This is a genomic window from Streptosporangium sp. NPDC001681, assembly GCF_040298085.1.
In the GTDB taxonomy this organism is placed as follows: Bacteria; Actinomycetota; Actinomycetes; order Streptosporangiales; family Streptosporangiaceae; genus Streptosporangium.
Map to the genome: position 1 here is coordinate 113,317 of NZ_JBEOZN010000005.1, position 19,560 is coordinate 132,876.

The following is a 19,560-nucleotide window of genomic DNA, read 5'->3' on the forward strand; positions in this document are numbered from 1 at the left end:
CGACGGGTTCCGGGAGGATGAGGCGATGACAGAGTTCGACCTGCCGGGTGAGAGCGGCGCCGCCGCGGTGATCTCCAGGGTGGCCGTGTCGGTGCCGGGGCTGATCTCCGTCCACGAGGACGCCGAGCTGCCCCTCGCCAGCGTCGGCAAGCTGCTGCTGCTCGCCGTGGTGGCACGGGGGATCACCGAGGGGGAGCTCGATCCCGCCGAGATCGTGGAGCTGCGGGAGGATGACCGCTGCGGGGGTTCCGGTCTCCTCGGCGTCCTGTCCGGCCGCCGCTGGGCGATCGGGGACCTCGCCGTGCTCACCGCGTCGGTGAGCGACAACACCGCGACCAACGCGCTGCTGCGCCGGCTCGGCCTGGACCGGGTCGCCGAGGGCGCCGCCGCGCTCGGCTTCGCGCGGACGCGGATCCTCGACCGGATCCGCGAGCCGCGCCTGCCCTCGCACCCGCCGACCTTCGCCGTCGGTACGGCGGGCGAGCTCGCCCGGTTCGCGGCCGGGCTCGACGGCCGCCGGGAGTGGACCCGGCTCCTGCTGGGCTGGATGGCCTGCAACACCGACCGGAGCCTGGTTCCCGCCCTGCTGCCGAGCGAGCCGGAGGAGCGGGAGATCCCCGGCTCCGTTCCCGCCGGGACGGTGTGGGTGGCGAACAAGACCGGCACCGACGTCGGGGTGCGGGCCGATGTGGGTGTGATGATCGGCGCCGGGCGCCGGATCGGCTACGCCGTGCTGGCCAACGGTCCCGCCGGCGGCGAGCACGCCCTGGTGGGGCGTGCCCGCCAGGCCGGCCTGGCCATCGGCCGCCTGGCCGGCCTGCCTCCCGACCGCTGACCCGGGACACGCCGGTCGGCCACGCCGGCGTGTCCCCCGGCACCTCGGCAGGGCCTGCTCCATCCACACGTCGTATCCGGCGCCGTTGTGGCGAGAACGTCGTCGATGTTCCCGCCCCGATCGGCGGGCCGGAGTATCGGCCCGCCGAGGAGTCAGCGCAGGGCGTTGCGGATCTGGGCCGAGGCGTCGCGCAGGTAGTCGATGAAGGAGCGCAGCGCCGGGTTGGGATTGGTCGGACGGGTGGCGGCGCCGATCCTGCGATAGAGGCGGGGCCCGTCCAACCTGCACACCTGGATGCCCGAGGCCCCCTGCGCGCCGAGGCTGGGCACCAGCGCCACCCCCAGTCCGGCCCTGACCAGTCCGAGCGTGACCTCGTAGTGGTCGCTACGGCAACGGATCATCGGGCTGAACCCCTCCAGCGCGCTGGCACGCTCCAGCACCGAGACCGGGGTGTCGGTGCCGTACGTGGTGATCCACGGCTCGCCGGCCAGGTCGGCGAGCCGTACCCGCTGCCGCTGCCCCGCCGGATGGCCCGGCGGCACGACCAGAAGCTGCGGCTCGTCGAACAGGTGGGTGACCTCGACCCCCTCCGGCGGCTTCCAGGGATCGAGCGCGTGCTCGAAGACGACCAGGACGTCCAGCGCGCCACGCTCCAGGTCGGGCAGGAGCTCGTGCGGCTGGCCGAGCACCAGGTCGAGCTCCACGGCGGGGTGGCGGGCGGTGAAGGTCGACAGCGCCAGCGGCAGCAGCCGGTATCCCGCGGAGGCGAAGAAACCGATCCGCAGTTGCCCGGCGTCGGCCCTGGCCTGCGCCAGCAGATCCTTCTCCGCCGCCTCGATGATGTCGAGCACCTCCTGCGCCCGGGTCGCGAGCCGCCGCCCGGCCGCGGTCAGCCGCAGGCTCTGCGCGCCCCGCTCGACCAGGCCCACACCGGCCTCCTCCTCCAGCTTGGAGAGCTGGTGGGACACCGCGGAGGGCGAGAGCCGCAGGGTACGGGCGGCTCCCGCGATGCTCCCTGTCCTGAAGATCTCCAGAAGCACCCGCAGGCGTTGACTGCTCAGCACCGTTCCAGTATCGGCACCGGCGAAGCGGCCGGACGGCCGGGGTCCTCGGATGGCTTGTCAGCCGTCCAGACGGACGGTGACGGTGACGCGACCCGCTTCGTCACGTCTGGCGACCGCATGCCCGGTGCGATCGATCCCATCCAGCTGCAGCGATATCGGACCACCCTCGGCCAAGAAGTTGCGCCACCACATCTTGGCATCGGGGAACTGAACACCGATCGTGACAGTGTCGGCCGTGCGCCGGAAGGCGACGGGTGTGCTGAAGGTGCGTCCCGAGCGGCGTCCCGTATAGGTGACGACCGTGAGGCGTCCGCTGATCAGCCGGCCCCATCGCGGAGAGGAGCGCAACGTCAGGACACAGGTGTTGAAACGGCCGATCGCTCGCTTCGGAAGCGGCCCCCGATATCGCACAGAACCTCCATCACCACGGATATCTCTTGCCGGCCAGCGTAACCGGATAAGTGGAGAGCCCCATCCGTTTGGCCTAAAGTGGGAAACATGAGCGCTGAGGCATCTCATATGCCGGCCGTCCCCGACGCGGCCGTGGGGTTGCGCGCCGACGCGCGGCAGAACCGCGACCGCATCGTCGAGGTCGCCCGCGAACTGTTCGCCGACCGCGGACTCGACGTGCCGATGGCCGCGATCGCCCGACATGCCCAGGTGGGGATCGCGACGCTCTACCGCCGTTTCCCCACCAAGGAGTCCCTGGTCACCGAGGTGTTCGCCGATCAGTTCGAGGCATGCGTGTCGGTCGTCGACGACGCGCTGGCCGATCCGGACCCGTGGCGCGGATTCTGCGCGGCCATCGAGAAGGTTTGCACCATGCAGGCCGTCGACCGTGGCTTCAGCGCGGCCTTCGTCGCGGCGTTCCCCGACGCGGTCGACATCGAGCAGGTACGCGACCGCGCCATACAGGGCTTCGCCGAGCTGACGCGACGCGCCAAGGCGATCGGGCGGCTACGCGCCGACTTCGCGCAGGACGACCTCGCCCTGCTACTCATGGCCAACGGCGGCGTCATCACCGAACCCCCCGAAGCGGCCCTGGCCGCGTCCCGGCGGCTCGTCGCCTACCTGCTCAGCGCCTTCCGCGCCGAACAGGCCGAGCCCCTCCCGCCACCCGCCCCGCTCAGCCTGCGTGACGTCCTGAACTGAGAATCCGAACCTGGAGCGGCCGCCAGTGGATGGTCACCGGAGCCGGCGTTGAGAATCGCTCTGTGCCGTACCGGCCCCGCTGTGTTCCGTGCCGGATCAGGCGGCGCGGCCGGCCTTGAGTGAGGCCGCGGTGTCGACGACGCGGCGGGCCTGGTAACGGGCCGCCTGCAAGGCCACCTCGCTGGGTGGGCCATCGCCGGCCACGTGGGAAGTGCCGTAGGGATTGCCCGACTGGAACTGGATCGGGTCGGTGTAGCCGGGGGGCACGATGATGCCGCCCCAGTGGTAGAACGTGTTCCCCAGCGCCAGGAGGGTGGATTCCTGTCCGCCGTGGGCGGTGTTGGAGGCGGTGAAAGCCGAGTACACCTTGTCCGCGAGCCTGCCTTGGTACCACAGGCCGCCGGTGGTGTCGATGAACGCCCTGAGCTGGCCGGCCGGGTTGCCGAAGCGGGTGGGGGTACCGAACAGCACCGCGTCGGCCCAGTCCAGGTCGTCGAGGCCGGCCTCGGCGACGTCGGCGGTGTCCTGGAGATGCTGGGCCCAGTCCGGCCTGGCGCTGATCGCCTCCGGTGGGGCCAGTTCGGCGACCTTGCGCAGTCGCACGTGTGCGCCCGCCTTTCCGCGCCCTCGGCGGCGGCCTGCGCCAAGGCGTGCACGGTGCCTGTGGCACTGTAGTAAATGATCGCGACGTTCACGGGTTCCATGATCGGTTTCCTTCCTTCGCGTTCGGTTCATCGGTACGACGACACAACCCTTCGGAATGTGAGGCGATTCGCCGGCCTCACAGTTCGGTGCGCTGTCTCGTCGAACCGGTGAGGGAAGATGCGACCAAGGAAAGTCGGGGACACCGTGACCACCCCATCCGAGCCAGATCCGGGCCTGAGCGCGATCATGAGCGAGCGGCGTCAGCTGACCAATCTCGCCTACCGGCTCCTCGGCTCCCTGGCCGATGCCGAGGATGTCGTCCAGGAGACCTACGCCCGCTGGTACGCCATGTCCCGGCAGCAGCAGGAAGGCATCGAATCCCCCGGCGCCTGGCTGACCAGGGTCGCCGGTCGCATCTGCCTCGACCTGCTCGGCTCGGCACGGGCCCGGCGCGAGAGCTACGTGGGCGAATGGATTCCGGAGCCGCTGCCCGAGCGTACGGAGTGGATCAGCGGGCGGTGCGGCGGCACCACGGCCGACCCGGCCGACCGGGTCACCCTGGATGAGTCGGTCAACATGGCCTTCCTCGTCGTGCTCGAATCGATGACCCCGGCCGAGCGGGTCGCGTTCATCCTGCACGATGTCTTCCGCTACTCCTTCGCCGAAGTGGCCGAGATCGTCGGCCGTACCCCGGCGGCCTGCCGCCAGCTGGCCTCCTCGGCCCGCCGTCGCATTCGCGCGTCGCGGGCTCCCGCGGCTCCGGCGGCCCAGCAGGCCGGCATCGTCAGAGCCTTCAAGCAGGCATGGGCGGCCAAGGACATCGAGGCCCTCATCGGCCTCCTCGACCCCGACGCCACGGCGACCGGCGACGGTGGCGGACTCGTCAGCGCCGAACTCCGCCCGATCGAAGGCGCCGAGCAGATCGCGCGCTTCTTCGCCGATCGAAGCAGTGCGGTACCCAAGGCGACGATCCTGGAGTGTACGGTCAACGGTCAGCCCGGTCTGGTGGCCCGGCTGGACGGCGTCACCGTGTCGGTGCTGGCGTTCGACGTCGCAGGCGACCGGATCAAGCACATCTGGGCAGTACTCAACCCCGACAAGCTCCGGCCTTGGACGACGGGCTGACACGCCCCTCCGCACCATCGGGTCCGCCCGCTGCTTCGAACGCGGCGGCCTGGCCGCCGCGTTCGTCACCGTCCGCGCACTCATCCGCCGAGCAGGACCCCGCTACCGCCGGGACACCCGACCCACATCACGCCGACTCCGGTGACCATCTAGCGGTGTCGATGCTTCGGTAGCCGGCCTCCAGAGCGATGTTTACCGCGTCAGCGGTCTGCTCGTCGGCGACCTGAAAGACGCCGAACCCGAGTTGCGGGATCGTCGCTCCGTCGTTGAGAGTGAGGGCCGGGATTGTCGAGGTGGTCATGATGTGGCTTCTTGTCCGAGTGCGTGTGGGTTGTCGTAGAGGTGTTGGCGTCAGCGGACCGCGATCTGCGGGTCGCGAGTAGAGCGTCGGAGTTCGCCGTCGGGTGCGTAGCCAGCGACCAGGAGCAGGGCGAGACCGGCGAGGGTTACGAACGCTCCGGCCCACGGTGGGGAGGTGTAGCCGAGGCCGGCGGCGATAGTGAGGCCGCCGATCCATGCGCCGAAGGCGTTGCCTACGTTGAAAGCGGCGATGTTCGCTCCCGAGGCCAGCGTGGGGGCATCGCCGGCGTGGTTCATGATGCGCATCTGCAGGCCGGGCACGGTGGCGAACCCGAATCCGCCCATCAGCAGCAGCGCGATGATCGTGGCGACCTGGTTGCCGGCGACCAGGGAGAACACCGCGAGGATGACGACGAGCCCGACCAGGAGGGTCACCAGTGTGCCGCCGAGGCTCTCGTCAGCGGCCCGGCCTCCGGCGATGTTGCCGATGAACAGACCGATGCCGAAGAGCACGAGCAGCCAGGGCACGATCTGTGAGTCGAATCCGGAGACGCCGGTGAGGGTGAAGGCGATGTAGCTGAAGGCGCCGAACATGCCGCCGTAGCCGAGCACGGTGATGAGCATCGAGGCCAGACTTGACCGGAGCGGAAGATGCGGAACTCGCCCAGGGCGCTGCCGGAGCGCTCTTCCTGGGCTGCGCCGGCGGGGATGAGGACGGCAATACCGATCAGCGCCAGGATGCCGATAATTGTGATGGCCCAGAATGTCGAACGCCAGCCCGCGGCCTGCCCAAGGAAGGTGCCCAGGGGTACGCCGAGGACGTTCGCCGTGGTCAGGCCGGCGAACATGAGCGAGATCGCTGCGGCCTCGCGGTTCGCGGGGACGAGGTTGGCGGCGACGACAGCGCCGATGCCGAAGAAGGCACCGTGGCACAGGGCGGCCACGATCCGTCCGGCCATCATCACCTCGTAGCTGGGCGCGAGTGCGGACAGGAGGTTGCCGATGATGAACAGCACCATCAGCCCGGCCAGCGCTCTCTTGCGGTCAACGCGTGTCATCGCGACCGTGAGCGCGATCGCGCCGACTGCGACGGCGAGGGCGTATCCGGAGATAAGGTAGCCGGCCACGACCTCGGTGACGCCGAAGTCCTCGGCGACCTCAGGCAGCAAGCCCATAATGACGAACTCGGTCAACCCGATGCCGAACCCGCCCAGAGCGAGTGCGAGCAGTGCGAGGGGCATGGTGGTGTCCTCCCGGCAAGACGTGTCGATGCGGTGCCAGACACAACGACTATGAAGCGTATGCAATAGACAGCGCACACAGTAGTTGCATACGCGCTCTACCTACGCAAGTGAGGTACCGTGTCAGCAGCGAGATCGAGGAGGTTGTGAGCATGGGCATCGCCGACGATGCGGTCGAGGTGCGCGCCCGTGGATGGCGGACCCTGGCCGCCCTGCACGGCTTGATCGAGACCGAGCTGGAGCGGTCACTGCAACGCGAGCATCGGCTCTCCGTCGTGGAGTACACGGTCCTGGATGCCTTGAGCCGCCAGGACGGTTGGCATATGCGGATGCGACAGCTCTCGCGTGCGGCGGCATTGTCGAGCAGCGCGACGACCCGTCTGGTAACCCGGCTCGAAGGCCGAGACTTGCTCACTCGCATTCTGTGCGCCGATGACCGGCGCGGCATCTACACCGAACTCACTCCGGCAGGGCAGCGGCTGCTCGCTGAGGCCAGACCCACCCACGACAAGGTACTGGAGGAGTCCCTGGCGCAGGCGCGCGAGCTGCCGGAGCTGGCACCCCTGGTGGACGCGCTTCACGCCGACGCCCCAGTGTGACCGGCACCGCCGACACCTGCCCGACTCGACGCTAGAGATCAGCGTCCACATCCAGCCGGCGCCGCACGTGCTGTGCGATGTCGACGAGACGGGCTTCCGACAGGCGGCTGCTGGGGCCGGCCACGCCAAGGGCGGCTCCCCGGCCGAGGGGCACGGCCACGCAGGACACGCCAGGGTGGAACGCATCGAGGTCGATGGCGAATCCTCGCGCGTGCGCGTCGCGGACCGACTCGGCATGCCGTGTCCATGCGGCGGGATCGTTCGACTCGATGCGCGCCGCGAGGGCCGCATCGTCGGCGAGGAGGGCGTGGCCGATCGCGGTGCCCAGGAGCGGCTCACGCTCCCCGGCGGTGACCGTCAGATGCAGCGGTTCGGTGGACAATACGGCGTCTGCGCACAGGTAGTCCGTCCCGGCGGCAAACGCGAGGTAGGTCGTCTCACCGGTCTGCCGCGCAATGGCCTCCAGCACAGGTCGCACGCGCGCCCGCAGGGCCTGCTCCGCCTCCACCCTGGGGCGCACAAGGCTCTCCAGCTTACGGGTGAGCCGGTACGGTGCGCCCCGGCCAGGCTGTTCGACGTACCCCAGCGCCTCCAGCGAGGCGAGCAGGTTGTGGGCGGTACTGCGGTTCAGACCTGCCGCATCGGCCAGCTCGCTCAGACGCAGCCCGCCCGGAGCCGACGACAGTTGCTCGACCAACTCGAACGCCCGCTGCACGGACTGGATAACGCGCCCCGATTCCACACCCGGTTCCATAATGCTGAACTCTAGCATATGAAAACCGCCATCTATTTGACATACAGGGCATCAGTGGGCACGCTGTTCTGTGTGACTGAATTATGTCGCGCTTTAGATCATTAGAGTTCACCATGGAGGAATGATGATGTTTGAGGCTCGCGCTACACAAGCTGTGGAAACGATCGCGGAGGAGGCGGCATTGCGGGGCTTCGCGGTGGCCATCGCGGTGGTCAACGAATCCGGGGTACTGCAGGCGTTCCGCCGCATGGATGGCTCGGTGGCCGGCCCCGTGGAGGTGTCGCAGAAGAAAGCTCGCACCGCCGCCTTGTTCGGCATGAACGGTGTCGACTTCGCAGAGGTGGCCAAGCCGGGCGGGCCGATCTACTCGATCGAGCACACCAACGGCGGGCTGATCAGCTTCGGAGGCAGCGTCACCCTTCGTGAGGGCGACCGCGTGGTCGGAGGCATCGGAGTGGCCGGTGCGACGCTCGACGCCGACGAGGAACTGGCCCGCATCGGTGCCGCGGCCTTCTGACCTTTGGCCAGCCCACATCCACCGCCCCGTCGATTGGAGAGTTCCATGACGTCCTTGCTCGATCCCCGCCACAGCGCGGTGCTGGCCATTGACCTGCAGAACGACAACCTGGCCGCTGACGGTGCCGCAGGCGGTACCGTCAGCGCCGAGCACGCCCACGCCGTCGGCACGACCGCACGTACGGCCGCCGACCTCGGCTACACCCCGATCGTCATCAGCGACGCCACCGCGTCCACAACCCCCGAAGCACACGCAGCCGACCTGAAGTACGGGTTCGCCGACATCGCCCCGACCGTGGACACCGAGACCATCATCTCCGCGCTCTCCCCCACCCCCACCAGTAACGCGCCCATCTCCAGTGAGGCACCCTAGTGATCCGACTACTGTCCCTGACTCTCGCGGCCTTCGCTATCGGCATCAGCGAGTTCGTCCTCGTCGGCCTGCTGCCGACAATCGCCACTGACACCCATGTGCCCCTCGGCACCGCAGGACTGCTCGTCACCGTCTACGCCCTGGCGATCACAGTCGGCTCACCGCTCCTGACGAGCCTGCTCAGCCGGTATGACTCCCGCTGGATGTTGACCATCCTCATGATCCTGTTCGCTGCGGGCAACCTGCTCGTCGCCGCCGCTGGAGGATTCGCCGGACTCGTCGTCGGGCGAGTGCTTGCCGGTGCCGCACACGGCACCGTGTTCGCCCTCGGCGCCCCGGTCGCCGCCGCGATCGTCCCCAAGGACAAGGCGGCTCGCGCGATCTCGCTGATGTTCCTCGGGCTGACCGTCGCCATGGTTCTCGGCGTTCCGCTGGGCACGATCATCGGCAACGCCCTGGGGTGGCGCACCACCTTCGCGATCGTCGCCGCGCTCGGCGCGATCGCCGCGATCGCGATCGCCGCCCTCATCCCGTCGACCTCGACCGGCGAGTCGGTGCGCGTCCGTGATCAGCTCGCCCTGCTCGCGGACAGGCCGCTCGCGTTCACCTACGTGGTCACCGGGCTCGGGTTCGGCGCCACCTTCGCCGTGTTCACCTTCCTGGAGCCGCTGCTTAGCGAGCACGCCGGCTACACGACCGCGGGCGTCACCGGCATCCTGTTCCTCTTCGGCGGAGCCACCGTCATCGGCAATCTCGCCGGAGGGGCCTTCTCGGATCGCCTAGGCACCGTGCGCGTGATCCATATCGCGCTGGCCGGGCTCGCCGTGAGCTTCGTTGCGGTGTACCTGACCTCATCCTCTGCCGTGGGCATCGCGATCGCCGTGTTCGTCTGGGGAATCTTCGCGTTCCTCATCTCACCCGCCGTGCAGACCCACTCCGTCAGCCTCGCCGGCCCCCAGGGGGCCGGTGCGGAAAAGGCTGCCAGCGGACTCAACATCGCCGCCTTCAACGCCGGCATCGCCCTCGCATCCTGGATCGGCGGCATCCTCGTCGAAGGTCCTGGAATCCTCACCACACCCTGGGCCGCCGTCGCGCTCACCCTCGTCGCCCTCGCCGCCAGCACCCAGGTCACCCGACCGGCACGCCGCACCGAAGCTGATCTCCTAATCGGCGCAGTGAGGTGATCTCAGCAAGATCGACTCGGGCATTTGGTTCTTGACGGCGTCGGAACGGTACCGGCAGACCTGAACCACCGACGCCGGCACAGAACCTCATCATCATCGCGACGATCGGTCAACCCGCACTCGCACCGGCCGGAGAAAGGGCGACCCTCCCCGTTTCGCGCCCACGGTGAGGGGATGCCGGTGCGATCCACGTACAAGATCGCGTTCATGACGGAGACGGATCTCCGTGTCCGGCGAGACCAACGATCTCGTCGGCCCAGCGATCCAGCAGGATCGGGTCGTGACTGATCGCCAGCACTCCCGCCCCGGTACGCTCCCGGTAGGCGTTCACCACCCCGACCAGGTGTGCCTGCGTGGAGGCGTCCAGCATGGTGGTCATCTCATCGCAGATCAGGTAGCGGGGTTCCAAGGTCAGTGCCCTGGCCACGCAGGCCCGCTGCAACTGCCCGTCGGAGACCTCGTGCGGCCATCGGGTGAGCAGGTCGCCGGTCAGACCTGTCTCCCTGGCCAGTTCGGTGACGCGCCCCTCGTCCGGCCGGCCGTTCGCGGTCAGCGGCTCGCCGATCACTTCGGCGAGTTTGAGGCGCGGGTCCACCGAGAGCCTGGGCTGCTGGTAGATCAGGGCCACTCGGGTGCGCAGGTCGCGGGCCGCGCGCTGCCGCCAGCGCGTCACGATCGTGCCCTCCACGGTGAGCGTGCCCGACGCCGGACGCAGCATCAGCGCCATGACCCTGGCCAGCGTCGACTTCCCGCAGCCGCTCGGCCCGGCCAGGCCGGTCACCTTACCGGGCATGATCGTCAGGGACGTCTCGTCCAGCGCGGTGTGCCTGCCGTACCTGACGGTGATTCCGGATGCTTCAAGCATGCCTGTCCTCCAGGGCGTGGTGGCAGGCCACGCCGCCGTCCATCGGTGGCGGCACGGCGCACCGCTCGGTTTCGTGGCCGCAGCGCGACCGGAACGCACACCCTTCGGGCAGCCGGGTCAGCTCGGGCGGCAGGCCGGGGATGGGGACGAACGCCCGATCCGGCTGGGCCGCCACCAGCCCCGCCGTGTACGGATGGCGGGGGCGCCCGAGCACCTCGGCCACCGGCCCCACCTCGACCAGGCGGCTGGCGTACATCACCGCGAGGTCGTCGGCGACCCGCTCGGCGGCGCGCAGGTCGTGCGTGATCAGGAGTACCGCACGTCCCTCGTCGCACAACTCGCGCAGCGTCGCCATCGCCCGGTCCACCAGCGGCCGGTCCAGCCCGCTGGTCGGCTCGTCGGCCAGCACCAGCCACGGGTCGCCTGCCAGCGCGATCGCGTTCGCCACGCGCTGGGCCATGCCGCCCGACAGCTCGTGCGGGTAGCGGTCCAGCTCCTGCGGGCGCAGGCCGTACCGCGCCGCCAGGTCATCGGCCGTGGCGTGCGAGCCGAGCTCGCGCATGGCCTCCTGGAGTTGCGCCCGTGCCGTGCGCACCGGCGTGAGGTGGGTGGCCGGGCTCTGCGGGATGAGCCCGATCGCCCGCCCGCGCACCCGCCTGGCCAGTACGGCCTGCGAGGCGCCGAGGAGTTCCACCGGCTCCTCGCCGTGCTCCAGCCATGCCTGGCCGGAGACGGTCGCGTTGTCCGGCAGCAGGCCGAGCAGCGCGTGCGCGAGCACCGACTTGCCGCACCCGGACTCACCCACCAGGGCCAGGCAGCGACCCGGCCGTACCTCGAAGGTCGCCTCGCTGACCGCCTGCACCAGCGCGCCGGGGATGCGGAAGCTGACGCTCAGCCCCTGAACCCGTAGCCGTCCGCGGCCGGTCACAGTTCCAGCTCCGATCTCCAGCGAGGGTTGCGGCGGTCACGCCAGTGCTGGGCCAGCACCGACACCGCCAGCGTGGGCACCAGGATGAACAGGCCGGGCATCAGGCTCGACCACCAGTCCCCGGTGAGCAACGAGCGCTGCCCATCGTTGATCATGTTGCCGAGTGAGGCCAGGTGCGGCGGGAGTCCCAGGCCGAGGAAGCTCAGCGCGGTCTCGTGCCAGATCGCGTGGGGCATCATCAGCACCGTCGCCAGCATCAGGTGGGGGAAAAGGTGCGGCAGTAGATGGCGGCGGACCACCCGCATCCTGGTCGAGCCTCCGGAGATCGCCGCCTCCACGAACGGGCGCGAGCGCAGCGAGAGCACCTCGGAGCGTACGATCCGCGCCGCCGTGGTCCAGTGCGTCACACCTACGGAGACCACCACGGCGGCGGCACTCGGCGCGAACAGCGCGACGATGAAGATGCCGAACAGCAGGTGCGGCAGGGCGTTGAAGCCGTCCACCACCCGCATGAGAAGGCGGTCGGGCAGTCCTCCCAGACTGCCGGCCGCCAGGCCCATGAGTCCGCCGATCACCATGCTGACCAGCGCGGCCACCAGGCCCACCAGGAAGGAGACGCGCAGGCCGTAGATCGACCGGATCAGCACGTCCCGCCCGACCTCGTCGGTGCCGAGGGGGTGTGCGAAAGAGGGGGGCTGCCCGGCCGCGCGCAGGTCCACCAGGCTCTGGTCGAGTTGCACGACAGGCGGCACCAGGAGTACGGCGAGCGCCAGCAGCACCAGGGTGCCGGCCGCGAACCTCACCGGCATTCAGCCCACCCCCAAAGTGCGCACCCGCGGATCGGCCACGGTGTAGGCGATGTCGGCAAGCAGGTTGCCGACCAGCACCGCCGCCGTGCCCAGCAGCGTGAGCGCCGCCAGCAGCGGGAAGTCCACGGCCAGCGCCGCCTGTACCGAGGCCGCGGCGACGCCGGGCCAGGAGAAGATCGTCTCGACCAGGATCGCGCCGGTGACCAGTTCCGGCATCCGGGCGCCGAGCAGGGTGAGGAAGGGCAGCAGCGCCGACCTCAGCGCGTGCCGCACGATCACGGTTCGCTCGCGCAGGCCGCGGGCGCGCGCGCCGATCACGAAGTCCTCCCGCAGCACCCCGATGACCGACTCCCGCACGTAGAGCACCAGCCACGACGACTGGGAGATCGCCAGCACCGCGACCGGCAGGACCATGTGCGCGGCCACATCAGCGGGGCTGATCGTGGTCGACGCCGCGTCGGTCAGGCCCCCCGCCGGCAGCCAGCCCAACTGGACCGCGAAGACCCAGATGGCCAGCAGCCCCAGCCAGAACACCGGGGCGGCCTCGTTGGCGAACGCGCCGCCGGTGATCGCCCGGTCCACCCAGGAGCCGCGCCGCCAGGCGGCGAGGGTACCCACCACCAGGCTGCCGACGAACATCAGCACCAGCGCCGAGCCGGTGGCCAGCAGGGTCCAGCCCAGCCGCTCGCCGATGATCTCGCCGACCGGCCGATGCAAGGAGCGCGACTCGCCCAGCTCACCGCTGACCAGGTTGCCGAACCAGGTGGCGTACTGCTCGAGGACCGGCCGGTCCAGGCCCCAGTTCTGCCTGATCGACTCGACCACCTCAGGAGAGGTGACCAGCGCGCGTTCGCCGAGGTATTGCCTGACCGGATCGAAGGGGGAGGCCTGGGCCAGCGCGAACATGCCGATCGTAACGGCCACCAGCAGTGGCACCGCGAAGACCAGCCGCCAGGCGATCATCTTGAGTACCGCTCTCACGCGGCCGGCTTCCAGGTGTGGATGCCGGCGAACAGTCCTCCGGTGGCGTGCTCGTGGCCGTCCACGCCCGGCACGATCCCTTCGTACCTGCCGCGGATCACGTACACGTGCTTGAGGAAGACCAGGTACGAATAGACCTCGTCGCCCCTGATGACCTTCTGGAAGTCGGCGTAGATCCGCTCGCGCTCCGCCTGCTCGCCCGAGGCCCTGCCCTGCTCCAGCAGCCTGTCGGCCTCGGGGTTGTCGTAGCGGCCCGGGTTGAAGAAGCCCTGGCCCTTGAAGTCGGAGTGAAACAGCTCGTAGTTGACGTAGTCGGGGTCATACGGGCTGCCGAACCCCATGACCGCCGCATCCCTGTCCAGTCGCGCTTCGATCGCGTCCCAGTCCAGGCCGATCGGCTCGACCCGCAGACCGATCCTCTTGGCGTCGGAGGCGGCGGCCAGCGCGAGTTCCTTGCGCAGCGAGTCGCCCGCCGGATACATCAGGGTGAACTCGGCACTCCTGCCGTCCTTCTCCCTGATACCGTCCTTCCCCATGATCCAGCCCGCCTCGTCAAGCAGCTTGCCGGCGGCTTCGGGATCGGTGTCACCGGTCACTTCGGGGTTGTGCCATCTGGTATCGGGCGAGACCGGCCCGTAGGCGGGAACACCCGCGCCGGCCAGGATCGTGTCGACCATCGCCTGCCGGTCGAGGGCCAGGCTGAACGCCTTGCGTACGGCCCGGTCGCCGGTCACCGGCTGGGTCATCGGGAACATGATCGCGCGATAGTCGGCGCTCGGTACGTCGTACACGGTCACGTCCTGCCGGCCGCGTAGGCCGACGGCGGCCTTCGGCGGCAGCACGGTGGCGTCGAACTCGCCTGCCCGAACCCGGGTCGCGCGCACATTGTCGTCGGGGGCGAAGGCGAGCACCAACCTGGAGATCGCCGGAGCGCCGCCCCAGTACTCCTTGTTCGCCTCCAGCACGATCTTGTCTCCGGGCGTCCAGGAGACGAACCGGTAGGGGCCGCTGCCGACCGGCTTGGTCTTCTCCATCGTGCCCATGGGCACGATGCCGAGCGTGCTGCGCTGCACGAACGGCGCATAGGGATACCGAAGACTGAACACCACGGTCCGCGCGTCGGGAGCCGCCACATCCTTGATCGCCGAATAGTCGCTCCTGATCGTGGAGTTGTTGGCGGGATCGAGCAGCGCCTCGTAGGTGTACTCCACGTCCTTGCTGGTCAGCGGCTTGCCGTCGTGGAACTTCAGCCCTTCCTTCAGAGTGAAGGTGACGGTCGTCCCGTCCTTGGAGACGGTGGGCGGCTCAGCGGCGAGCGCGGGCTTGATCGTCAGGTCGGGTGCCCGGCTCATCAACCCGTCGAAGATCAACGATCCTCCGTCGGGAGAGAACCCGAGCACCGGGCTCAAATTGTCGAATTCCGAGCTCAGCCCGATGACGAACGTGTCATCCGGTGGGTCGGCCGGCCCCTGCGGGGCGGAACAGGCCACACCGGCCAGAGCGAGGACGACGCACAGCGTGGCGGACTTCTGGAGAAGTTTTGTCACAAGAGAAGTTCTATCAGTTGCATATTACTTGCAATAACTTGGGATGAACCCCCCATGGAGATCACGTTGCATCTGTCCCCACGACGCGCCGTGGCGGCGAGGATGGCGGAGATCGGCCCCGGTGATCCGCGCCGACGAGAGCCTCAGCGTCGCCCCCTGGCCGCGATGGGACGACAGGGACGGCGCCTATACGATCAACGAACGGAAGGGCACCCGACCACCGTGACATCAAGTGTCTCCAAGAAAGGATGGGCGCGGAATTGAAGATCGCAGTCGATGACCTCTCCGGTCCGGAGATCGCCGGATTCCTTGACGAGCACGTCCAGGAGATGCGGTCCATCACTCCGCTGGAGAGCAAGCACGCCCTCGACCTGGAGAGCCTGCGCAGGCCCGAGATCACGTTCTGGTCGGTCATGGACGGTGACAGCCTGGTCGGCTGCGGCGCGATCAAGAGGCTGGACGCGGACCACGCGGAGGTCAAGTCGATGCGCACCAGGCCGACGCGCAAGCGGAGCGGAATCGCGTCCCTCCTCCTGGAGCACATCGTCACCGAGGCCAAGCGCATGGGATTCACCAGGCTGAGCCTCGAGACCGGGGCGGCCGAGTTCTTCCTGCCGGCCCGGAAGCTGTACGAGAAGTTCGGGTTCGAGTACTGCGACCCGTTCGCGGACTACAAACCCGACCCGAACAGCGCGTTCATGACAAGAGTGCTCTGAGGACCTGTACAGCCCGTCAAACACCTCAACGCCACCGTGAGGACGTTCAGCCTTCTCGGGTGGTGAACAGCTCCCGGATCCCGGCGCCGCCGCCTTGCTGGAGCCAGGAGGAGAAGTCCAGCAGGCCGGGGTGGCGTTGGCGCAGCGCCGCGATGTCGGCCCGCCACAGGCCTCGCCCGTCGGCGAAGGCGCGTGCGGTGTCCTCGCCCAATCCGGCGCTCTCGGCGGCGACCTGCCGGTAGGTGATCTCGCGGCCGATGCTCCGGCTGATGAGCTCCACGGCCTGGAGAGATGTCAGTTCGTCGCCGGCGAGCTCTACGGCCTGCCCGAGGTAGTCGTCCGGGTGGGCGAAGGCGAGGGCGGCGAAGGCGCCGATGTCGGTGACCGCGATGAGTTGCACCGGCGTATCGGGGGCGAAGAGGTGGACGAGCTCGTGTCCGTCGATCCCGCCGAGGGGCAGGCCGGGAATGGCGTGGTTCTCCATGAACCGGACGGGCCGCAGGATCGTGGCGGGCAGGCCGAGCTTCTGGATGTGCTGCTCGATGCGCCATTTGCTCTCCCAGTACGGGATGCCGGTCCCGCGTTCCGCACCGCCGACCGAGGCGAACACCAGGTGCGAGACGCCGGCCGCGACGACGGCGTCGGCCAGGGCGATGCCGCGCCGGACCTCGCGGTTGGAGTCCTCGTCGTCGGGCGTGACACCGAAGACCCCGTACGCACCGGTTGCGGCCCTGGCCAGCGAGCCGGGGTCGTCAAGGTTCCCGATGTGCAGCTGGGCCCCCGCCGCCGCGAGCGCCTGGGCGGCGGGGGCGGCGGGGTCGCGGACCAGGGCTCGTACCGGCCGGCCGGCCGCCAGCAGGTGGGTGACGGCCGCGCCGCCCTGGCGGCCCGTGGCGCCGATCACGAGGACGGGCCTGTCCATGGTGTTCATCGGGATCCTTTCCTGGGCCCGGATGAGGGCCGATAAGCTGAGACTGCCTCAAGAAATATATTGAGACAGTCTCGACTTAGCAACCGAGGAAGACACCGTATGGCAAGCACCGACAGGCCAAGCCGGCGCCCCATGCGCGCCGATGCGCGCCGCAACTACGAACGGCTGCTCGCCGAGGCGGCGAACGCATTCGCCGAGCATGGCGTGGACGCCTCACTGGAGGACGTCGCCCGGCGCGCCGGTGTCGCGAACGGCACCCTGTATGCCCACTTCCCCACCCGGCAGGCCCTGCTGGAGACGCTGATGCGCGACCGCATGGAGGCGCTGTCCGGCACCGGCCGTGACCTGCTCGAGCAGACGTCCCCCGACCAGGCCCTGATCGCCTGGACAAGGACGGCGATCGCGCACACCGCCACCTATCGGGGCCTCGCCGCGTCGCTGATGCACGCCATCGAGGATGAGACGTCCGAGCTGCACGCCGCATGCCGGTCGGTGCTCAGCGCGGGCGAGCAGCTCCTGGATCGCGCGCGGGCCTCGGGCGCGATACGCGCCGACGTCACGGCATCGGACCTGTACGCCCTGATCAACGCGGTGGCCTGGGCCGGAGAGCAGACCTCCGCCGCCCAGGGCGAGCGCCTGCTCGCCTTCGCTCTGGACGGACTGCGCTCACCGAGCAGTAGCCGCGGCTGAGGCCGATCGGAGGGCCTGGCGCAGCGTTTCCGCCGTCCAGCACCCGGTGGCCTCGGACGAAGGTGTCGGTGACCTGGGCGGTCAGCTCGAAGCCCTCGAACGGGGTGTACTCCTGGGTCGACTCCGACTCGGCGGCCCGGACGGTCCAGGTCCTGTCCGGGTCGACGAGGTACAGGTCGGCCTCCAGGCCGACCGCGATGGCGCCCTTGGTGCGCAGACCGCGCTCGGCCGGCCAGTACGCCCCCGCCTCCCCCACCCCTGGGACGCCGGACTCGGAGCCGATGTAGACCGTGCGGTCGGGATCGGAGAAGCGGCTGCCCCACCCGCTGCGGATCAGCACGACGTCACCGGCCTCGACCTCGGTGCCCTGCTCCCGTACGGCCCTGTCGAGGTCGGCCGGGGTGATCTCGTAGCCCGGCTCGCAGCAGGCCACTCCGAGCGCGGCGGGCAGGTCGAGCAGCACGCCTCTGCACACCATCGGCGCGACCGTGTGGATGCCGTGCTCGGGGTAGCGGCCCCCGACACAGGCCGCCGCCGCGTCCGCCCCGCCGTGCAGCCTGCCGTCGTGGGACACATGGGCCAGCGCGTCGATGTGCGTGCCCACGTGGGTGCCCATGACGAGCATGTCGTTGGCCGCCGACCCACCGTCGGGACGCACCTTGTCGCCGTGGCGGCGCGGGAGCGTGTGGGTGTACGCGGGGTGGTTGGGCGACTGTGGCATGCCCGCGTAGAACGGGCGGCCCAGGTCGTACACGGTCACGCCGCCGCGTACCGCCTCCAACAGGGGTCGCGTACCGTCTCTCCCGGCGAGGTGGCCAGGGTGGTGGATGTGCTCACGTCGTCTCGTCTCTCCCGATGTCCGTCTGTCCCCCCGATCGACGCGTCACCGCGCCGTCGCGGATCAGGCGATGATCTTTCGTTCTCGTAGGTCGCCCAGGGTCGCGGGGTCACAGCCCAGCTCCTCGACGAGCACACGGTCCGTATCGGCTCCCAGGTCACGGCCGGTGAACCGGATCCGGCCCGGTGTCCGCGACATCCGCCACATCACGTTGTGCATCAGCACGGAGCCGAGGTCGGCGTCGTCGACGGAGGTGAGCATCCCGGTCTCGCGGACGTGGGGATCCTCCACGAGGTCCCGGGCGTCGTAGACCGGGGCGACCGCGGCGCCCGCCGCGGTGAACTCCGCGACGACCTCCTCCCGGGTGCGCTCGGCGACCCAGTCGCCGAGCAGCCGGTCCAGCAGTTCCACGTGCCGGACCCGGCCCGCGCCGGTGGCGAACCAGGGCTCGTCGATCACCTCGGGGTGCCCGACCAGGCGCATCACCCGCTCGGCGATCGTCTGGGCACTGGTCGAGACCGCCACCCAGTGGCCGTCGGAGGTGAGGTAGGTGTTGCGCGGCGCGTTGTTGGTGGAACGGTTGCCGTGCCGGTGCGCGATGGTCCCGAGCTGCTGGTAGACGGTCGGCGAGGGGCCGACGGCCGTCATGATGGGCTCCAGCAGGCTCATGTCGACGACCTGACCGCGCTTTTCCGGGTCACGCTCGCGGTCCCACAGCGCCATCATCGTCGCCGACGAGGCCGCGATGCCGCAGATGCTGTCGGCCAGCCCGAAGGCGGGCAGCGTGGGCGGCCCCTCGGCCTCGCCGGTCAGGTGGGCGAAGCCGCTCATCGCCTCGGCGAGCGTGCCGAATCCGGCCCGCCCCGCGTACGGCCCCGTCTGCCCGAAGCCGGTGATCCTGACGATGACCAGCCCGGGGTTGACCTCGTGCAGCCTGTCGGGGCCCAGCCCCCAGCGCTCCAGGGTGCCCGGCCGGAAGTTCTCGATGAGCACGTCGGTGCGTTCCATCAGCCGCAGGAAGAGCGAGGCCCCCTCGGGCGCGGACAGGCTGAGCCCGATCGTCTGCTTGTTTCGGGAGATCTCCTTCCACCACAGCGGAACACCGTCCTTGGACTCGCCGTGGCCGCGCATGCCGTCGCCCGCCGTCGGATGCTCGATCTTCACCACCTCGGCGCCGAAGTCGCCGAGGATCTGGGCGCACAGCGGCCCGGCCAGAATCGTCGAGGCGTCGACGACCCGCAGGCCCTCCAGCGGTCCGTCGCGCATGCTTACTCCCAGGTCAGAAAAGGTTTCGTCGATTTTCTTCCGGGCGGGCGTCACCCGATGTCCCCCCCGTTCCGGCCTGTTGTGCGAAAGCCGAGGTCGGCCGAGATGTCGGCGGCCGCGGTAGCCACCCACTCCCCCAGCAGTTCTCTGCGGCTGCGAATGAACATGTCCTGCGCCCCGCACAGTGACACCGATCCGACG

23 protein-coding genes and 2 pseudogenes are annotated in these 19,560 nt (G+C 69.5%); 10 read left to right on the forward strand and 15 right to left on the reverse strand.

The genetic code is table 11. The features are described 5' to 3' along the window. Window positions 1–25 precede the first annotated feature (25 nt). Window positions 26–835, forward strand: a complete 810-nt coding sequence (locus ABT130_RS03720) for a serine hydrolase (RefSeq protein WP_350952566.1) — start codon at window positions 26–28, stop codon at window positions 833–835. A 152-nt stretch (window positions 836–987) separates the two neighbouring features. Here the strand turns inward: ABT130_RS03720 and ABT130_RS03725 are convergent, their stop codons facing one another. Continuing rightward, entirely contained in the window at window positions 988–1,899 is a 912-nt protein-coding gene (locus ABT130_RS03725; RefSeq protein ID WP_350916480.1) for a LysR family transcriptional regulator, read from the reverse strand. A gap of 57 nt (window positions 1,900–1,956) precedes the next feature. Beyond that, entirely contained in the window at window positions 1,957–2,247 is a 291-nt protein-coding gene (locus ABT130_RS03730; protein ID WP_350952569.1) for a hypothetical protein, read from the reverse strand. 150 nt (window positions 2,248–2,397) lie between these two features. On the opposite strand from ABT130_RS03730, the gene ABT130_RS03735 reads away from it, so the two are divergent. Continuing rightward, window positions 2,398–3,051, forward strand: a complete 654-nt coding sequence (locus tag ABT130_RS03735; RefSeq protein WP_350952571.1) for a TetR/AcrR family transcriptional regulator — start codon at window positions 2,398–2,400, stop codon at window positions 3,049–3,051. 96 nt (window positions 3,052–3,147) lie between these two features. Here ABT130_RS03735 and ABT130_RS03740 read toward each other — a convergent pair whose 3' ends face one another. Then, window positions 3,148–3,654: an NAD(P)H-dependent oxidoreductase gene (locus tag ABT130_RS03740; protein ID WP_350952573.1), complete on the reverse strand. Its 507-nt coding sequence runs from the start codon at window positions 3,652–3,654 to the stop codon at window positions 3,148–3,150. 246 nt (window positions 3,655–3,900) lie between these two features. On the opposite strand from ABT130_RS03740, the gene sigJ reads away from it, so the two are divergent. Next, window positions 3,901–4,821, forward strand: a complete 921-nt coding sequence (sigJ, locus tag ABT130_RS03745; RefSeq protein WP_350952574.1) for an RNA polymerase sigma factor SigJ — start codon at window positions 3,901–3,903, stop codon at window positions 4,819–4,821. A gap of 28 nt (window positions 4,822–4,849) precedes the next feature. Next, window positions 4,850–4,966, forward strand: a pseudogene (locus tag ABT130_RS03750) (IS5/IS1182 family transposase); the annotation flags it as partial. On the opposite strand, the gene ABT130_RS03755 reads toward ABT130_RS03750, so the two are convergent. The 3 genes and pseudogenes from ABT130_RS03755 to ABT130_RS03765 form a co-directional block, all read right to left on the reverse strand. After that, on the reverse strand, window positions 4,949–5,122 hold the full coding sequence (locus ABT130_RS03755) for a hypothetical protein (protein WP_350952575.1): 174 nt from the start codon (window positions 5,120–5,122) through the stop codon (window positions 4,949–4,951). The pseudogene ABT130_RS03750 and the gene ABT130_RS03755 overlap by 18 nt on opposite strands. A 50-nt stretch (window positions 5,123–5,172) precedes the next feature. Next, a complete protein-coding gene (locus ABT130_RS03760; protein WP_350952633.1) occupies window positions 5,173–5,745 on the reverse strand; it encodes an MFS transporter in 573 nt (190 codons plus the stop codon). Window positions 5,746–5,801: 56 nt separating this feature from the next. Next, window positions 5,802–6,362 (reverse strand): annotated as a pseudogene (locus ABT130_RS03765) (MFS transporter); the annotation flags it as partial. A gap of 152 nt (window positions 6,363–6,514) precedes the next feature. Here ABT130_RS03765 and ABT130_RS03770 point away from each other — a divergent pair. After that, entirely contained in the window at window positions 6,515–6,961 is a 447-nt protein-coding gene (locus tag ABT130_RS03770) for a MarR family winged helix-turn-helix transcriptional regulator (protein ID WP_350952577.1), read from the forward strand. Window positions 6,962–6,992: 31 nt separating this feature from the next. On the opposite strand, the gene ABT130_RS03775 is transcribed toward ABT130_RS03770, so the two are convergent. Next, entirely contained in the window at window positions 6,993–7,715 is a 723-nt protein-coding gene (locus ABT130_RS03775; protein WP_350952579.1) for an IclR family transcriptional regulator, read from the reverse strand. Between the two features lie 127 nt (window positions 7,716–7,842). Here ABT130_RS03775 and ABT130_RS03780 point away from each other — a divergent pair, with 127 nt between their 5' ends. Genes ABT130_RS03780 through ABT130_RS03790 form a run of 3 tightly spaced genes read left to right on the forward strand, consistent with a single transcriptional unit; the run spans window position 7,843 to window position 9,788 of the window. After that, window positions 7,843–8,232 carry a GlcG/HbpS family heme-binding protein gene (locus ABT130_RS03780; RefSeq protein WP_350952629.1) on the forward strand — a complete coding sequence of 130 codons (390 nt, stop codon included), beginning with the start codon at window positions 7,843–7,845 and terminating at the stop codon, window positions 8,230–8,232. A gap of 45 nt (window positions 8,233–8,277) precedes the next feature. Continuing rightward, window positions 8,278–8,604 (forward strand): isochorismatase family protein, encoded by a 327-nt coding sequence (locus tag ABT130_RS03785; RefSeq protein WP_350952581.1) that lies wholly within the window; start codon window positions 8,278–8,280, stop codon window positions 8,602–8,604. Continuing rightward, window positions 8,604–9,788 carry an MFS transporter gene (locus ABT130_RS03790; RefSeq protein WP_350952583.1) on the forward strand — a complete coding sequence of 395 codons (1,185 nt, stop codon included), beginning with the start codon at window positions 8,604–8,606 and terminating at the stop codon, window positions 9,786–9,788. Before ABT130_RS03785 ends, ABT130_RS03790 begins: the two co-directional genes overlap by 1 nt. 205 nt (window positions 9,789–9,993) lie before the next feature. On the opposite strand, the gene ABT130_RS03795 is transcribed toward ABT130_RS03790, so the two are convergent. From ABT130_RS03795 to ABT130_RS03815, 5 genes are read right to left on the reverse strand one after another with little or no spacing between them, the layout of a single operon-like run. Then, window positions 9,994–10,653, reverse strand: a complete 660-nt coding sequence (locus ABT130_RS03795) for an ABC transporter ATP-binding protein (RefSeq protein ID WP_350952585.1) — start codon at window positions 10,651–10,653, stop codon at window positions 9,994–9,996. Beyond that, window positions 10,646–11,581: an ABC transporter ATP-binding protein gene (locus ABT130_RS03800; RefSeq protein ID WP_350952587.1), complete on the reverse strand. Its 936-nt coding sequence runs from the start codon at window positions 11,579–11,581 to the stop codon at window positions 10,646–10,648. Before ABT130_RS03800 ends, ABT130_RS03795 begins: the two co-directional genes overlap by 8 nt. Beyond that, window positions 11,578–12,390 (reverse strand): ABC transporter permease, encoded by an 813-nt coding sequence (locus ABT130_RS03805; RefSeq protein ID WP_350916456.1) that lies wholly within the window; start codon window positions 12,388–12,390, stop codon window positions 11,578–11,580. The genes ABT130_RS03800 and ABT130_RS03805 overlap by 4 nt, the downstream gene beginning before the upstream one ends. After that, entirely contained in the window at window positions 12,391–13,371 is a 981-nt protein-coding gene (locus ABT130_RS03810) for an ABC transporter permease (protein ID WP_350952589.1), read from the reverse strand. Further along, a complete protein-coding gene (locus ABT130_RS03815) occupies window positions 13,368–14,918 on the reverse strand; it encodes an ABC transporter substrate-binding protein (RefSeq protein ID WP_350952591.1) in 1,551 nt (516 codons plus the stop codon). Before ABT130_RS03815 ends, ABT130_RS03810 begins: the two co-directional genes overlap by 4 nt. 260 nt (window positions 14,919–15,178) lie before the next feature. Here ABT130_RS03815 and ABT130_RS03820 point away from each other — a divergent pair, with 260 nt between their 5' ends. Further along, entirely contained in the window at window positions 15,179–15,634 is a 456-nt protein-coding gene (locus ABT130_RS03820; RefSeq protein ID WP_350916447.1) for a GNAT family N-acetyltransferase, read from the forward strand. A gap of 46 nt (window positions 15,635–15,680) precedes the next feature. Here the strand turns inward: ABT130_RS03820 and ABT130_RS03825 are convergent, their stop codons facing one another. Continuing rightward, window positions 15,681–16,565 (reverse strand): NmrA/HSCARG family protein, encoded by an 885-nt coding sequence (locus ABT130_RS03825; protein WP_350952593.1) that lies wholly within the window; start codon window positions 16,563–16,565, stop codon window positions 15,681–15,683. Window positions 16,566–16,664: 99 nt separating this feature from the next. Between ABT130_RS03825 and ABT130_RS03830 the strand changes: the two genes are divergently transcribed. Further along, complete coding sequence (locus ABT130_RS03830; RefSeq protein WP_350952595.1) at window positions 16,665–17,255, forward strand: TetR/AcrR family transcriptional regulator; 591 nt, start codon at window positions 16,665–16,667, stop codon at window positions 17,253–17,255. On the opposite strand, the gene ABT130_RS03835 is transcribed toward ABT130_RS03830, so the two are convergent. Beyond that, the gene (locus ABT130_RS03835; RefSeq protein ID WP_350952597.1) at window positions 17,149–18,036 is read right to left on the reverse strand and encodes a cyclase family protein; all 888 of its coding nucleotides are present in this window, start codon (window positions 18,034–18,036) and stop codon (window positions 17,149–17,151) included. The two genes, ABT130_RS03830 and ABT130_RS03835, sit on opposite strands and share 107 nt — an antisense overlap. 120 nt (window positions 18,037–18,156) lie before the next feature. Continuing rightward, complete coding sequence (locus tag ABT130_RS03840; protein WP_350916440.1) at window positions 18,157–19,359, reverse strand: CaiB/BaiF CoA transferase family protein; 1,203 nt, start codon at window positions 19,357–19,359, stop codon at window positions 18,157–18,159. Window positions 19,360–19,560: the final 201 nt, after the last annotated feature.